The sequence below is a fragment of the Spirosoma pomorum genome (assembly GCF_054776615.1).
The window spans coordinates 141,692-158,064 of sequence record NZ_BAAHBP010000016.1; the positions used below are offsets into that span (position 1 = coordinate 141,692).

At 51.8% G+C, this 16,373-nt stretch carries 10 protein-coding genes; 3 read left to right on the forward strand and 7 right to left on the reverse strand.

The window, feature by feature from the left end; translation table 11 throughout:
• Positions 1-128: 128 nt before the first annotated feature.
• From ACYVAD_RS10605 to mltG, 6 genes are all read right to left on the reverse strand, one after another.
• Complete coding sequence (locus ACYVAD_RS10605) at positions 129-1,169, reverse strand: hypothetical protein (protein ID WP_461139458.1); 1,041 nt, start codon at positions 1,167-1,169, stop codon at positions 129-131.
• 99 nt (positions 1,170-1,268) lie between these two features.
• Positions 1,269-1,889, reverse strand: a complete 621-nt coding sequence (locus ACYVAD_RS10610; RefSeq protein WP_461139459.1) for an L-threonylcarbamoyladenylate synthase — start codon at positions 1,887-1,889, stop codon at positions 1,269-1,271.
• A gap of 104 nt (positions 1,890-1,993) precedes the next feature.
• Entirely contained in the window at positions 1,994-3,007 is a 1,014-nt protein-coding gene (locus ACYVAD_RS10615) for a glycosyltransferase (protein WP_461139460.1), read from the reverse strand.
• A gap of 252 nt (positions 3,008-3,259) precedes the next feature.
• Complete coding sequence (locus tag ACYVAD_RS10620) at positions 3,260-4,213, reverse strand: YihY/virulence factor BrkB family protein (RefSeq protein ID WP_461139461.1); 954 nt, start codon at positions 4,211-4,213, stop codon at positions 3,260-3,262.
• 134 nt (positions 4,214-4,347) lie between these two features.
• Positions 4,348-4,758 (reverse strand): acyl-CoA thioesterase, encoded by a 411-nt coding sequence (locus ACYVAD_RS10625; protein WP_461139462.1) that lies wholly within the window; start codon positions 4,756-4,758, stop codon positions 4,348-4,350.
• Positions 4,759-4,878: 120 nt separating this feature from the next.
• Positions 4,879-5,916 (reverse strand): endolytic transglycosylase MltG, encoded by a 1,038-nt coding sequence (gene mltG / locus ACYVAD_RS10630; RefSeq protein ID WP_461139463.1) that lies wholly within the window; start codon positions 5,914-5,916, stop codon positions 4,879-4,881.
• A gap of 204 nt (positions 5,917-6,120) precedes the next feature.
• Here mltG and ACYVAD_RS10635 point away from each other — a divergent pair, with 204 nt between their 5' ends.
• Complete coding sequence (locus tag ACYVAD_RS10635) at positions 6,121-7,332, forward strand: MFS transporter (RefSeq protein WP_461139464.1); 1,212 nt, start codon at positions 6,121-6,123, stop codon at positions 7,330-7,332.
• Between the two features lie 141 nt (positions 7,333-7,473).
• Here the strand turns inward: ACYVAD_RS10635 and ACYVAD_RS10640 are convergent, their stop codons facing one another.
• Positions 7,474-9,567, reverse strand: coding sequence for a PAS domain-containing sensor histidine kinase (locus tag ACYVAD_RS10640; protein WP_461139465.1), 2,094 nt, complete (start codon positions 9,565-9,567; stop codon positions 7,474-7,476).
• 518 nt (positions 9,568-10,085) lie between these two features.
• On the opposite strand from ACYVAD_RS10640, the gene ACYVAD_RS10645 reads away from it, so the two are divergent.
• Together ACYVAD_RS10645 and ACYVAD_RS10650 are read left to right on the forward strand one after the other, a co-directional pair.
• The gene (locus ACYVAD_RS10645) at positions 10,086-13,001 is read left to right on the forward strand and encodes a triple tyrosine motif-containing protein (protein ID WP_461139466.1); all 2,916 of its coding nucleotides are present in this window, start codon (positions 10,086-10,088) and stop codon (positions 12,999-13,001) included.
• 249 nt (positions 13,002-13,250) lie between these two features.
• Complete coding sequence (locus ACYVAD_RS10650) at positions 13,251-16,370, forward strand: SusC/RagA family TonB-linked outer membrane protein (RefSeq protein WP_461139467.1); 3,120 nt, start codon at positions 13,251-13,253, stop codon at positions 16,368-16,370.
• Positions 16,371-16,373 lie beyond the last annotated feature (3 nt).

Consider the following 16,373-nt stretch of genomic DNA (forward strand, 5'->3'; position numbering starts at 1 on the left):
GATTTAAAGACAAAATCGTGAGTTGATGTCGCTGGGAGATACCTAGAGCAAATAGGTGAAAAAGACCAATGCCCTGGTTTGCCCAATTTAATGAGCAGACCAGGGCATTGGATTAAAAAGGCGGCAGCCTATTGGTACTGAATGTACATTGGTTTCGGATTCAGAGCCAGCACTTCGGCGGGCGTCATGATCCGTGAACCCGGCTTCCGGAAATCGTTCTCGTAGAACAGTTTGAAGCCAGTATACTGGACGGGTTCCTTCTGAATGTAGGCCTTGTAAGAGTCTTTCTTCAGTACAGGTGGTCCCCAGCCGTCCATGTCCATCACGATCTGGACATTCGGGTCCAGTTTGATGTTCTTATAGTTCTTGATCATGCCCTGCGTGAAGCGGTGAACTACCAGGATTTTAGGCGGCAGATTGTTCTCTTTTACAATCTGGCTCAAAAATTTCACGGCCTGGTTCACATCAGCCGCGTCGTAACTTCCGATTTTTGTGCCGGGCTTCGCTCCTGTTACCATCGAGAATTCCGGATCAATACCCAGATGAACGAAAGGCAGCTTGAGGTACTTTTTCATGTATTCCATTTCGGGGCCTAGTGGCGCGTGTCCCCGCTGAATGTCAAGAAAAACGATGGCTTTGTGTTCATCCCCCCATTTAATTATTTTCTTGATGGTTTTGTCCGACATCCGTAGCCGGTAGCCACCGTCCTTACCGGGTGCTCCCTGAGCCGACGTAGCCACCAGATGAAGCGCGGGCAGGATTGGTAATTTAGATGAATCTGCTTTCTCCCAGTTTTTGATTTCCTGATTCAGTCGCTGCAGCATTTCTTCTTTCGGGTACTTACCTAAGATCCCCATCTTCTTGGAATGAGGGTTACCGTAATAAGCCAGAATCCGATGTTTTGGTAACAAGGCGCCCTCCGGAGCAAACGTCAGCGAATCCAGGGTAGGATCGCCGGTACGACCAGTTGAGCGTGCTTTTGCTTCGCTGGAATCAGAGGCAGCCGTGGCTTCCGAGGCTGGCGTAGCCGGAGCGGTTGACGCTTTAGTGGCCGCCGACGCCGACAAACCGCTGGTAGAATGGCTGTCCTTTTGGTCGGATTGAGAAGAAGTGCAGCCAGCCAACTGACTTAAGGCCAGAAAAGATAGGGCGGCCAGGGATAAACGCATATAAACTGATATTAGGGATGATGCACAAAAAAAGGGTTAAGACTCGACGGTAACGAGCGTTAACCCTACGGTGCAAGTATAGAACGCTAGGCTTGCTTTTCAAAGCATTAATTCGCCCAGGCCCTGCCGTATGATCGAAAAATCATCATCGGTGGCGTCAACGATCGTCGAGGCCACGTTGCCACCGTAACCCCCATCGATGATGATATCGACCTGATGCTGAAATTTCTCGAAAATCAGTTCGGGATCGGTCGAATACTCGATGACTTCGTCTTCGTCGCGAATAGAGGTTGTGATGATTGGATTGCCCAGCTCCCGTACGATCTGCCGGGGAATGTTATGATCCGGTACGCGAATACCCACCGTTCGTTTGTTGGTGTTCAGCAGTTTGGGAACGGCATTGGTGGCCTCCAGAATGAACGTAAAGGGTCCTGGTAGCACCCGCTTCATCAACTTAAACGCCTGATTACTCACGCGGGCGTAGTCGGCAATGTGGCTCAGGTCGTAACAGATAAAAGAAAAGTCGTTCTTGGTAGGCTTGATACCTTTAATACGGGCTACTCGTTCAACGGCGCGGGCGTTATGAATGTCGCAACCCATTCCGTAGATCGTATCCGTGGGGTAAATAACAACCGCTCCGTCGCGGAGCGCCTTTACAATATGGTCAACTCGGCGCGGATCGGGATTCTGAGGGTACAGTTTAACAAACTCAGCGGGCATGGGACTAGGCAGTTTCAATCCTGCGTTTATCTACAGGATCAATACCCTAAAAACGTCGAAGCAGGAACATCTGTTTAAATCTCCTGCCCAGCAAGCCGGTTATCTTACACTTTCTGCTGCAACTGGAGATACTGTCGGTACAACCGATTGACGGGAATATTCAGCCAACTCAGTCGAAGGACCAGGCGGGTGAGTAAATCAGGTTGTTCGAGTTTCCGAAGTAACTGGCCAAACTGCTGCGCCAGAACGAACTGCTCGGCGTAGAAAGCCTTGCGCGTAAACCGACGAATGCGGTTGGCCAGCGCGTGTCGCTCAACGGACGTAACACATTGTGGCAACGCTTTCTGACACACGACCAGCGAGGAGTGAAGCAACTGATTGGTGGGGAGAACAACCTGCGCCGACAGTGAATTGCCCACCCGCCGTTTGAGCGTGAGCACTTCATCCTGGTAGGCGTAGAGGTACTGTCGCGAGGAACGTACCCAGAAATCAAAGTCTTCAAAGGCCAGATTTTCGTCGTACCCTCCCAGCTCGTTCAGCACATCCCGGCGCATCATCATGGTTGGCGTGCAGATGAAATAAGACTCCAGCACTTGTTGAAATACGTTCCCCGAGGGTACCCGAACAGCTGATCTTCCCGAACTATCAGTTGGGTAATGCTGATGTAAACGGTTCCCCTGTTCGTCGATGTACGTAGCGTTGGAGAAGACAACGGCATAGGGGCCAGCCAGTTCTTCAAATAAGGCTACCTGTCGGCTGATGCGGTTGGGCAGAAGCAGATCATCGGCGGCCAGATCGATTACGTAACGACCTCCGGCTCGGGCTAGCCCCTGATTAAAGGCCCGGTTGAGGCCTATGTTAGCATCGTTTTGGATGAACTGGGTAGCAGGGTACCGACTTCTAAATTCGTTAATATAATTGGCCGATTGATCCTGGCTGGCGTTGTCGATCACGATCAATTCAACGTTTGGATAGTCCTGATCGGCTACCGACTGGAGCGCTGCCGCCACAAAACGATCCTGATTGTAGCAGGTGCAGATAATAGTCACCCAGGGTCGGATCTGATTCAGATAGACACTCATGGGTAAAGAGGCAGATGGGCCGGTAATCGAATGCATACTAAGGCGAAAATCAACGAAACGGCCATGCTATCAGATTACTTGCCAACCTCCGGTTCGTTTAAACAAACTTACCTGACGGTGGCCAGCGGATGCTTACTTTTTTGATTAAACGTAGAAAAAGGTAACAAAAGGCTACCAAAAATGCAGATTGGCATGGTTTTTCGCCATAAATAAATAGATTCTTTCCAATGCACGTCAGTAGGCGGAAGGAGTTCTTACATTTATGGGTTAGGGTTTGCAAACGTCACTTCACTCGTCTGAGGTGACGTTTGTTGTTTTCTCGGCAACGCTGGGATTCTTGTCGCCCTCCAGGTCGTATAAGGCTACGTTTATTTCAAAGCCAACGATTAACAGGAGCGATATTAAGTTGATCCAGATCATCAGCGCGATCAGCGTACCGATGGAGCCGTATACTTTGTTATACGAGCCGAAGTTGGACAGATAATACGAAAAGCCGAATGTGGTGAGCACAATGAGCAGGGAAGCCGTTACGCTCCCGGGCGTAACAAAGGCCCATTTCATGTTTACGTCGGGGCCGTAGCGATAGATAACCGACAAGGCTCCAACAAACACGGTGAAGACAACCAGGTACCGGCCAACGGTCAGTAAATTGACGAAAACAACGTTGTTAAGGATACCAAACTTTAGTAGATAGTCGCTCACGAGACTCCCCACGATCAGGACAATGATGGCCAGAATCAGCGCAAAAGCGAGCGTGAAGGTTAATCCGACAGCAATGGCCCGAACTTTGAAGAAGCTACGATCCTCGTGTGTGTGGTGCGACGAGTTGAAAGCGTTCATCAATGCCACTAAACCACTGGTAGCCGAATACAGCGCGAGTAAAAAACCAAACGAGAGGACTCCTCCCTGCGGACGACTGATAATATCATGAATGGTCGTATCAATCGTGCTGAATGTATTACCCGGTAATGCTTGCCGCAGAAGTCCCATAATCTGTTCCTGCAGATTGTCGATGGGGATGTACGGAATCAGCGTAAAGAAGAAAATGACGGTTGGGAAGACGGCCAGAATCAGACTGTAAGCAACCGATGCTGCCCGTTCGCTGGTATCGTCCTCGGCGATCTTATTGATCATCTTGTTCAGAAACTCGTACCAGGTCAGTCGGGAATCAAGGGGCTTGTGTTCCTGAAGCCAGATGCGCGTTCCCTGCAGCGCGCCAAAGCTCATCAACTTGTCAAACATAGGCGGAAAGGAATTGAGGGAAAAAAAGAAGGAGAGGAGGAAGGGCAAGAAGGACAAAAAATGTAGTCTTTTTTCTTGTCTCCCTTTCGTCCCTCTCCTGCTTTTCTTTCACGGTCTCCTCTTTTGCTAACCCCCTAGTCAAAGAAAGGTTTGATCGCGCTGATGAGTTCGGGGGGAGCAGAGCAGGGGCGTCCGGTAGCCGACCGGACGAAGACCAGCGTTGTCTGACCGCTGTTTAAGACATGCCCGTGCTGATCAATGATTTCGTAATTGAAGCCGATCCGCGTCTTTGGTAGTTGCGGGATCGAGACCCGAATGGTGAGCAGATCGTCGTAGCGGGCAGGCCGAATAAACCGCGATTGCAGGTCATAAACGGGCATACCAATACCACTCGCTTCCAGGTCTTTATAATTCACGCCCAGATGCCGCAGGGCTTCAACCCGCCCGATCTCATAGAAGCGGGCGTAATTGCCGTAATACACAATGCCCATCTGATCCGTGTCGTAGTAACGAACCCGGATGTTGGTAACGTCGTAGGAGAACATGGGGAAAAGAAGGGGGGAGAGAGAGGAATGGAGAAAGGGAGGGGGGAGGAATGGAGGAAAGGGATAGTATACATGCTATTTTCCTTTCTTCCCATTCCTCCCCCTCCTCCTTTCCTCCTCTTATTTCATAATCTTCATTCGAGTCAGGGCCTGCTGGTATAATCGGGCGTTGGCCAGGTGCTCGGCTAACGTTTTTGAGAACGTATGATACCCATTGAACCGGGCGTCAACCACAAAATAAAGGTAATCGTGCTTCTCGGCGTTCAGGACCGCGTCGATGGTTGCGGGGGCGGGTAGGTTGATGGGACCCGGTGGCAATCCCGTGTACCGATACGTATTGTAGGGCGAGTCGACGGTGAGTTGCTTGTTGAGTAGCCGGCGGATTGAAAAATCACGCAGGGCGAAAATTACCGTCGGATCCGCTTCCAACTTAATACCACGTTTCAGGCGATTGAGGTACACCCCTGCTACCCGAGGTTGTTCATCCCGTTTGTTGGTTTCGGCCGCGACGATGGACGCCAGTACCTGTACCTCGGTTTGCGTCATGCCCAGTTCCTTTGCTTTGGCTTGCCGCTCGGGCGTCCAGAATTTCTTGTACTCGGCCCCCATCCGGTCCAGTAAGGCCTCGGGTTTGATCGTCCAAAAGATTTCGTACGTATTCGGTAGGAACATGCAGACGATGGTCGTAGTATCGAACCCGTATTTCTGACAGGTTGCCGGATCGTTCAGTAGCTTACCCAGCGATTCGGGACCAAATTCGAACTTGCTGCCCAGCCGGTAGATCAAATCGCTTTTCTGCCGCATGCTATTGAACGTAACGGGCATAGCGTCCTGATTACCGCTACGCAGTTTGACCAGTGCGGCCCGGTTGCTCATGTCCGGCGTAATCTCGTAGCGGCCTTCCTTCACCCGCTCCTGGTACTTCATCAACTTAGCCAGAAAGCGGAACGATGTTTCGTCGTTGATGACCTTATGCGTTTTAAGCGTGTCCATCACCGAATCGAACGTGGACCCTTTGGGAATGAGAAGGGCAAAGGTCTTGTCGCCATCCCGTACCTGAAGGTTTGGGCTTTTGAAGACCTGCCAGAAATAAAAAGAGAAAGTTGTCAGCAGAATGGATACTGTAAGAAACAGACCAATCTTAACATTATTCGACATACAGGTTACTGGAATTTCAAGCGCGAATTTAGAAGAAAAGACCCGCAAATGAGCTACAAGGACTGATAACTCTTGTTGCGCAAAAATGCGAACGCGATGGATCAACGATTAATCCACTGGATACGCAAGCACACCAGTGGCTACTAATTGAACCACACTTCCGAAAAAAGGCCGTACTTTTGGGTAAACCAAATCCCAGCTGCTTTGGTAGTTCGTCCTCTTTTTATCCGCCGGATTTCCACCGGTCCATCACTCTACACATTTTCTTTCTGGTTATTAAGCGCCAGTAACTTTCTGTTCTCGGCCAGCTTCTCCATGATGATCCCGGAACTGCCCGACTATCTGACGCGGCTCGGTGGACGGGAATACGTTGGATTAATCATTGCCCTGTTTACGCTCACGGCGGGCGTGTCCCGACCGTTTTCCGGTAAGATTACTGATACGGTCGGTCGGGTACCGGTCATGGCGTTTGGGTCGGTTATCTGTTTTCTGTGCGGGTTTCTATATCCTTATCTCATTACGGTCTGGGGCTTTCTGGCGCTTCGGCTTATTCACGGTTTCTCGACAGGAACGAAGCCGACGGCTACGGCCGCGTACGTCGCTGATGTTGTCCCCGCCACGCGCCGGGGCGAAGCGATGGGTATGCTGGGCCTTTTTACGGCCACGGGTATGTCACTCGGACCAGCCATCGGGAGCTGGCTGGCCAATGATTATTCCATGAACGTCATGTTCTGGACCTCTTCGGTCTTCGCGTTGCTGTCGATCCTGATTCTGTTACGTATGCCCGAAACCCTGGGCAATGCTCAGCCCTTTCGATTCGGGCTGTTGAAACTGAAAAAGGAAGAAATCTTTGAGAAACAGGCGTTCAAGCCCTTCGTTGTGCTGTTGTTACAATCTGTGTCCACGGGGGCGATTCTTACGGTTGTTTCCAGTCTGAGTGCGTCGTTGGGCATCACAAATAAGGGACTGTTTTTTACGGTCTACACCATTGCTTCGCTGGTTGTGCGGATGGTGTTCAGCCGTACATCGGATAAATACGGGCGGGTACCGGTTCTTTTCGTGTCTACGCTGGTGCTGGTTGTGGCAATGGGATTGCTGATGATAACTGATACCGTATTATGGTTCTGGGTAGCCGCCGTTTGCTATGGGCTGTCAGCGGGTATGAACTCACCTACGGTGCAGGCCTGGACCGCTGATCTGAGCGACGAGCACACCCGGGGTCGCGCGATGGCTACCATGTACATAGCGCTCGAAGCGGGCATTGGCCTGGGTGCCGTCGGTTCGGGCTGGATGCTCAACCATATTGTGGGAGCAGAAGGAATTAGTGGTGCTTTTGCGCTCTCAGGCCTACTAGCCCTAGGGGCGGTAGCCTACCTGGGCTTTTTGTGGTATAAGGATACCAGAGTGGCCCGATGACAATGTAAGCAGACACGGAAGAAGAGTCGTGTAGTAGCCCACGGATTACGTCTGGTGAAACCCTCTAACTCCTCTACTTCAGGTAGTAAATACGTTAATGACGTGTGCTGGCCTGGCTATATACCCGCTGACTTCGTTTGGTTAATCGGGCAAATAGACATGGAACGTCGTGCCCTTATCGAGCTGACTTTCGGCCGTGATTGCCCCGCCGTGGTTCTCTACTACCCGCTGACAGATCGCCAGGCCAATTCCCGTACCTGAAAACTGATTTCGTCCGTGCAGCCGCTGGAAGACCTGGAAGATCCGGTCCAGGTATTTCGTGTCGAAGCCAATGCCCTGATCCTCAATACTGATCTGGTGGTAAAAAGAAGTGATGCGAGTGGGCTGAACCAGCGAGGGTAGTTCCGTCAGCGACCGTTTCGTATACCGGATATGGACATTTGGAGCCTGATCCGGCTGAACGAATTTCAGCGCGTTGGTTAACAGATTCTGCATCAGCTGACCCAACTGCGATTCATCGCCCTGTACGATTGGTAGTTCGTCGACGGTGATTTGAGCCCGCGTCTGTTGAATTGACCAGTCGAGCATGGCAATGACTCTATCTGTAATTGCTTTTAATGAAACCAAACCGAAGGTTTGCTGGCGGGTGGCGATACGGGAGTAAGCCAGTAAGTCCTTGATCAGAATGGACATTCGTTCTACCGCTGAAGTAATCCGCAGTAGGTAATCTTTTGACGAATCGTCGATTTGTTCACCCAGTTGTTGAACGAGTAAGTCGCTAAACGATTGAATCTTCCGAAGAGGCTCTTGCAGGTCATGACTTGCTACGTAAGCGAACTGCTGTAGGTTGTCGTTCGAGCGTTTCAAATCGCTGATGGACGTTTGTAACTGTTCGTTGAACTGGCTAACCTCCTGGTTGGCCGATGCCAGTTCCTGCGTACGTTTCCGGACTTCGTTTTCCAGCGCTAACTGGAGTTCTTGCTGAAGTGTGATATCCTGCGCTGTTCCGTCAATGCGAAGCGGTTGGCCATCGGTCCCGTACTGCCGTTTGCCAAGTGCCCGAATAATCCGTTTGTGGTCGGTTTGGCGATTGATGACGGAATGAACCAGGTCATAAACGTCAGTGGAGTTGGGGGCGAGCATGCTTACCAGCTGCTCACGAACCTTTGTTTGATCCTCATCGCCCATCTGGGCAAGAAAGGTTTCGACGTCGGCTTGTTGCGTTTCCAAACCAAACCAGTCGGCCGTACGGGTCGATACAGATAATTTCTGCGTCGGATAGTCAAACGACCACGTACCAAGCTGGGCCACTTCGAGGGCGTTCTGCAAAGAGATTTGACTGGCTTCGATCTGCTGCCGGATGAGGACCTGCTGGGTAATGTCTATTGCCGTCACTAATATCCCATCCACCTGTCCTGTTGCGTTACGTAATGGATGATAGACGAAGTTGAAATGAACCCGCTCAAGTTGGCCATGACGCATCAGTTGAGCGGAGAGTTCAGTAGCGTAAAAGGGCTCTGCCGAGCTCAGAACGTTAGCTAACAGCGCTTCATACCCTTGACCCTTTGCCTCAGGAATTGCCTCAAAGAGTGGCCGACCAATAACTTCTTCGGCCCGGCGACCCCATAGCTGAAGATGGGCGTCATTCGCCAGTTCGATAACATGCTGCGGTCCTCGGAAAATCGCCATCGCGATGGTCGACTCTTCCACCACCATCCGCAACTGGCGCTCGCTGGCGGCCAGCAGTTTTTGCTGCAAGACGACCGGGGTCGTTTCAATACAGGTAACGAATACACCAGCTATTTCTCCGGTTTCGTCGCGGACGGGGCTGTAACTGTACGTCCAGAAACCGGCCTCAAGCTGACCGTTTCTATAGAAGGCGCCGTTTGCGTTTTCGTGCCACGTAGCTTCCCCGCCCGTTAGTACCTGATCAATCTGTGGGCCAATGATGGACCAGATTTCAGGCCAGACCTTGGCGCCGGGTCGCCCCAGCGCAGAAGGATGTTTATCGTCGTTACCCAGGCTGGGTCGATACGCGTCATTATAAAAACAAAGCAACTCGGGCCCCCAGAATAAAAACATGGGGAAATTAGAGTTGAGAACGATACTCAGCGTGGTGCGCAGGCTTTGAGGCCAGCTATCGGGCGAACCCAGCGACGTACGAGACCAGTCGAAGGAGCGGGTCAATTTTCCCATCTCGCCACCCCCTTGTAAAAAAGAATATGTCGAATTCATACAGGCAATGAAAAACTACCGAATAGCCAACCCTACATACGCTACGGCCAGCGACTATCGATTCGTAAGAATCGGAATATAGCGGTATTGGAGTCTGTTATAGTGGGTATATCCTGATCAAAAGGAGCAAAACAGCAAGCTTAACCGAGTTAAAGCTTGGCTAAAGAACAACGATTGCAGCACGCGACGCATACCCACCTGCACAGGTGGCTAAACAAATATAGACGATACACTGATTTTTTACGACTAATGCTGGAATAGTCCGCGGGAACGGGAATGCCTGCTCCGATTTTACGCTCTTTTAGCAAAGTAAGTAGAAGCAGGATTTGCGTCGCCGACAGCACCAGTAAAACAGGTAACGGTACGGGCGATTCGTAGGCGCTGCTTAATGGCTGGACTTTATAGAGAACGTAGTCGTGACGAGGAGGTAAATAAACCGATCGGCTTTAGCTTAGTAAAAGGGTTGCGTGTATCAGTACACATAGCTCGAATGTAAACTAATTAATACAGTAACTCGTATGCAGTGGGTTTTTCTGCTCCTGATCTGGGTAGTCTGTCGAGCCGGCGGGTACGCACAGACCCCCATCGCATCGCCCCAAATAATTCATTACACCAGTAGTCAGTACCAGGCCGGAATGCAGAACTGGGCGATTCAGCAGGATAGTCGAGGGATTATTTACGTTGGCAATAATGAAGGGTTGCTGACTTTCAATGGGCGGTATTACGCCATACACCATCTCCCCAATCGTACGGTGGTGCGCTCGATCGGTATTGGCGCTGACAACCGGATTTTTGTGGGAGGGCAGGATGAGCTAGGTTATTTCTCGCCGAACGCCAATGGTATCCTGACCTATCATTCACTTTTGCCACTCCTGCCGGTGGCTGACCGAGGTTTTGCCGATGTCTGGTCGATTGAAGTGGTGGGTAAGGATGTTTTTTTTCGGACTATGCGTCAGTTGATGCATCTCCACGATGGAAAACTGGATGTTGTTCGGGCAACTCAGCAATGGTCTTTCATGGGGCAAGTAAAGTCGCAGGTATTTGCGCAGGACGGGGACCGGGGGTTGGTACGGTTTACCGGTGGACGGTGGCAAGTTGCTCATGCACCACTGTCGTTATCAAAAACCACAGTTACGTCCGTGCTTCCATACGGACGTGATTCAACTTTAGTGACTACGTTGACGAGGGGATTATTCGTTCTGCATAACAACCAGTTAACTCACCAGCCAACGCCTATTGATCCTGCTTTACGAACGGACCGGATCTATTGTGCGGTTCAGCTCTCGCCCAGCGCGTATGCCCTGGGAACGACCTCGGCCGGAGTGCTGATCATCAACCGACAGGGGCAGCTGATTCAAACCTACAGCAGTCCGAAAGAGCTGCAGAATGCAAACGTGCGCGCAATTCGCCTGGATCAGCAACGGAATATGTGGCTGGCACTGGACGACGGTATTGATTTTGTCGCGATTAATAGTCCCTTTAAATACATTCATCCGGACGGGGGAAAAAACGCGACTGGTTATGCTATGCGCTTGCATGGGAAGACGCTTTACGCTGGGACCGCCAATGGGTTATACGCCAGCCAACTCGACGAACTAACCGGCGATTTAGGACAGGCGAAAGGACACTTTGAAGAAGTGGCGGGCACAAAGGGCCAGGTCTGGCGACTCGACGTGGTGGATAATCAGTTACTGATGAGCCATGAAATGGGACTTTTTGCTATCCAGAACCAGCAGGCTACGACGGTGTATTCAGGAATCGGGACCTGGCTGACCCAACCTATCTCGACGACCGGTATGTTAGCTGGAACGTACCAGGGTTTGCGATCGGTAACGGTGGGACCGACGAGCTTGCGCGACCAGGGAGTGGTGGGGACGTCGCGCGAGTCACTTCGATTTATCAGCGTCGATCGAGGGCATAAGCGAGTCTGGGCTTCCCACCCCAACCGAGGAGTGTTTCGAATCGATGGGGTGGGAAGCCCAGCCGTGGGCCAGTCAACCAAATTGTATACGGATCGGGAAGGGCTGCCGTCGACCCAGTATAATTACGTCTACACCATCCAGGACCAGTTGATGGTGGCTACCGAAAAGGGGATCTATGACTATGATTCCAGTCAGGATCGGTTTGTGCCATCCCCTCGCTTAACGCCGATTTTAGGTCAGCAGACCGTACAATATCTTCATGAAGATCAGGAAGGAAATATATGGTTTGCCAGCCAGAAACGAGTTGGAGTTATTGATTTTGGCCAGGGGAAAACGAGCCTGCCAGCGCGAGTGGTGTATTTTCCGGAGCTGACCGGGAAATTGGTTGGTGGGTTTGAGTTCATTCAGGCGCACAATCTGGAAAACATCTTCGTCGGGACCAACAGAGGATTTACACTGCTAAACTACCAACAGTACCGTACCCGCAGTCGGCGCCCCGATGTGTTACTGGGGCGAGTGAGCCTAACAAACGCTAAAGACAGCGTTCTGTTCGGGGGCTATACTCCGGCTACCTCACAGACCGCTACTGAACCAGCAACAGACAATCCGCTTAGACTACCTGCACCCCTGAATTCGCTGCACTTTGAATTTACGTCGACATTATTCGACCAGAGCAGCAGCATCGAGTTTAGCTACCGGCTAATCGGTGCTGATCGGGACTGGTCTCCCTGGAGCAGTAAAAGCGACAAGGATTACACTAATCTTCCCTGGGGCGATTATACGTTCGCCGTTAAGTCCCGAAACAACCTGGGCAATGAGTCGCCCATCGTTTATTACGCGTTTCATATCAATCCCGCCTGGTATGAAAGCTACTGGGCCTGGTTAGTCTACATCCTTGTATTCGGCTGGCTGCTTTATCAGGGGTTCAAATGGCAGCGGCATCGGCATCAAACAGAGCAGGAACAGCTAACGTATCTCCATCAGCTCGAACTGGACCGGAACGAAAAGGAGATGGTTCGATTACGAAACGAAAAACTGGAAGCGGACATGGATTTCAAAAACCGGGAATTAGCCTCAATGACCATGCAACTGGCGCAACGAGGTGAGGTACTGGTAAAGGTTAAAGAGGTAGTCGCTGGTATGGCGAAAAAGCAGGATACCAAAGAGATCGCATTGAACTTCAGGCAGGTGCTTCGACTCATCCGGAACGTAGAAACGAAAGATGCTGATTGGGGACAGTTTACTCTGCATTTCAATGCGGTGAACGAAGCTTTTTTTCATGCGTTGCAGCAGCAGTATCCAGAGTTGACCCCCAATGATTTAAAGCTGTGCGCTTTCCTGAAAATGAACTTGTCTTCCAAAGAGATAGCGCAGTTCATGAATATTACCAGTAAGGCCGTAGAGATTAGTCGGTATCGACTTCGTAAAAAGCTACGACTCGAATCGGACGTCAATCTGTACACATTTCTGGCTAACATATCGAAAGACAATACGGTAAAAAACATAGAATAGGAGCCTGTCTATGCGTCTGAGTGCTAAAAAAAATAATTAAAATTATAAATTCACAATAGCTTGTAAATCAGATTTTTACAGGTTGCATGTAGTGATAAAGTAGAGGTCAAAACAATAAAAAATCATTTAAAACCGACGTCACGTAGTGGTAATGTAGGGGGGCTTGAAAAACCAGTTTGGTAACACAGGCCTATAGTTTTGGGACATTCTTTTTTCTCAAAACAACATAGTCCTAAACCCCTTACATGTATGAGGAAACGTTCTACACGTTACTCCGCTCGCTTGCTTTTCCTGCTGCTGTTCCCCCTTAGTTTATGGGCGCAAACGCGTCAGGTTACCGGCACTATTACGGCCCAGGCCGACGGCAACGCTCTACCCGGCGTATCGGTGCTGGTACAGGGCACGACAACCGGTACGGTTACCGATGCTACCGGTAAATTCACGATTGCCGTTCCGAACAACAACGCCGTACTGGTATTCAGCCAGATCGGTATGAAGCGGCAGACAATTCCGGTTGGCAACAATAGCGTGCTGACTGTTTCGATGGTCGACGATGCCAGTAACCTTGACGAGGTGGTGGTGGTCGGCTATGGTGCCCAGAAGAAAAGCGTGGTAACAGGAGCTATCTCCAGCGTGAAAGCGGCCGATCTCAACACCATGCCGATTACCCGCGTCGAAGAAGCCCTGCAGGGGCGGGCGTCAGGGCTGACGATTGCGTCGAGTTCGGGACAGCCGGGTTCGGGCTCGTCGGTGCGGGTGCGGGGCGTAACGACGCTCAACAACAACGATCCACTATGGGTCGTCGATGGGGTCGTGATCGACAACGGCGGGATCGGCTACCTCAATCAGTCGGACATCGAGTCGATTGAAGTACTGAAAGATGCGGCTTCGCAGGCTATCTACGGTGCGCGGGCTGCTGCCGGGGTTATCTTGGTCACGACAAAAAAAGGCAAGGCCGGAACGCTTCAGGTCAATTACAACGGTTTCTACGGCGTGTCGGCACCGGCCCGCAAACTCGACCTGCTGAACGCAACGCAGTACGCAATACTACGTAACGAAGCGGCTGTCAACGCGGGTGGCAAACCGGCTTATGCCGACCCGGCTGCGCTGGGACAGGGCACCGACTGGCAGGCGCTGATTTTCAACAAGAGCGCCCGGCGGCAGCAGCATGAACTGAGCTTGAGCGGAGGTAGCGAACGATCGACGTATTACTTATCGCTGGGGTATATTGATCAGCAGGGCATTGTCGCGACGGATATTTCCAGCTACAATCGCATGAATGTGCGGATCAACTCGACGCATAAAATTGCCAAATGGTTAACATTCGGACAGAACCTGGGCTACGCAAATGACAAATCGGTCGGGCTGGGGAACACCAATAGCGAGTTTGGCGGACCGCTTAGCTCAGCTATCAACCTCGATCCCATCACACCCGCGGTAGTGACTAATCCGGCCGTTGCCAGCGCTCCTCCCTACACCAACGTGGGTATCCGGCGCGATGCCAATGGCAACCCGTATGGTATTTCGCAGGCCGTCGCGCAGGAAATCACCAACCCGTTGGCGTACATTCAGACTCGTCTGGGCAACTATGGCTGGAGCGATAACTTCGTTGGCAACGGCTACCTGGAAGCCGAACCGGTAAAAGGGCTGCGACTGCGGTCGACGGTGGGGGCTAAGCTGGCGTTCTGGGGTGGTGAGAACTTCTCGCCCTTGTCATGGCTAAACGCAACGACCATTTCATCGCAGACGTCGTTCAACCGGAGCAACAACCGCCGGATCGACTGGAACCTCGAAAACACCATCGCGTATACACGCTCCGTTAACAAACATACGGCGTCATTGCTGCTGGGGCAGGGGGCGTACAAAGACAACAACGGCCGGTCGACCAGCGTAACGTTCTTCAATGTGCCGGTCGACAATTTCTACGACGCGTCGCTGAACTACAAAGTGCCTGTCGATCAGCGGTCGTCGGATGGGGGCGAAAGCGCCATTCACACGGTTAGCTCGCTGTTTGCCCGAATCAATTACGAATACGACCAGAAATACCTGGTGCAGGCACTAATCCGGCGTGATGGCTCGTCGCGATTCGGGGCCAACCACAAATACGGTGTGTTTCCCTCGCTGTCACTGGGCTGGGTGCTGTCGCGCGAGCCGTTCTTCCCCCAGAACAAGGTGGTTAACTTCATGAAAGTGCGGGCGGGGTACGGTGTAGTAGGTAACGACAACATCGGCGATTTCGCTTACCTGTCGACCATCGGCAGCGGGCGTAACTACACGATCGGCTCGTCGGGGAGCTATATCATTGGATACAGTCCCAACGCGCCGGCCAACCCCGATCTGAAATGGGAGCAGACGAGCCAAACCAACGTCGGTATCGACGCAACACTGTTCAACAACGTAAATATCACGCTGGAGTGGTTCCGCAAGAAAACGACCGATATCCTCCAGAATCCCCGCATCCCGGGCTATGTCGGCGCTATTTCTAATCCAGCGGCCAACGTAGCCGATATTCAGAATACGGGGTTTGAACTGGAACTGGGCTACAACCGGCGTATCGGCGAGGTAAAACTGTCGATGAACGGCAACGTGTCGTACGTGCAGAACCGCGTGACCGACCTGGGTAATGGCATCGCGTGTCTGTCGGGCGGGCAAGGGCTTCAGGCCAGCAGCTATCCTATTACCCGCACCGCCGTTGGACAGCCGATCAACTCGTTTTTCGGCTTCCAGACACGGGGTATTTTTCAGACTACCGAAGACGTCAACGGCTACGTCGGGTCGGATGGAAAGCCGATTCAGCCGAATGCCAAACCGGGCGATTTTCGCTGGGCCGATCTGAACGGCGATGGTCGGATTACCGAAGCCGATCGGACATTTATCGGTAATCCCACGCCAAGCTGGACGTACGGTTTTACGTTTAACGCGTCTTACAAAAACTTCGACCTGGTGCTGTTCGGACAGGGAGTTTCGGGTAATAAGATCTTCCAGGGGCTGCGCCGACTGGACATTCAGAATGCCAACTGGCAAACCAAAGCCCTGAATCGCTGGACAGGTCCTGGTACGTCGGACAGCTACCCGCGCATCGTCAACGGTGATCCGAACAAAAACTTCCTCAACCCGTCGGATTTCTACCTCGAAGACGGGGGCTATTTCCGGGTCAAGACGTTGCAGCTCGGCTATTCGCTACCCAAATCCATCACCGACAAGTTGCGAATGCAGCGGGCCCGAATTTACCTAATGAGCCAGAATCTGCTGACGCTGACCAAGTACACGGGGTACGACCCGGAGATTGGCGGGGGCGTCCTGAGTATCGACCGGGGTATCTATCCGCAGGCCCGCAGCTTCATGCTGGGATTGAACGTTGGTTTCTAATTT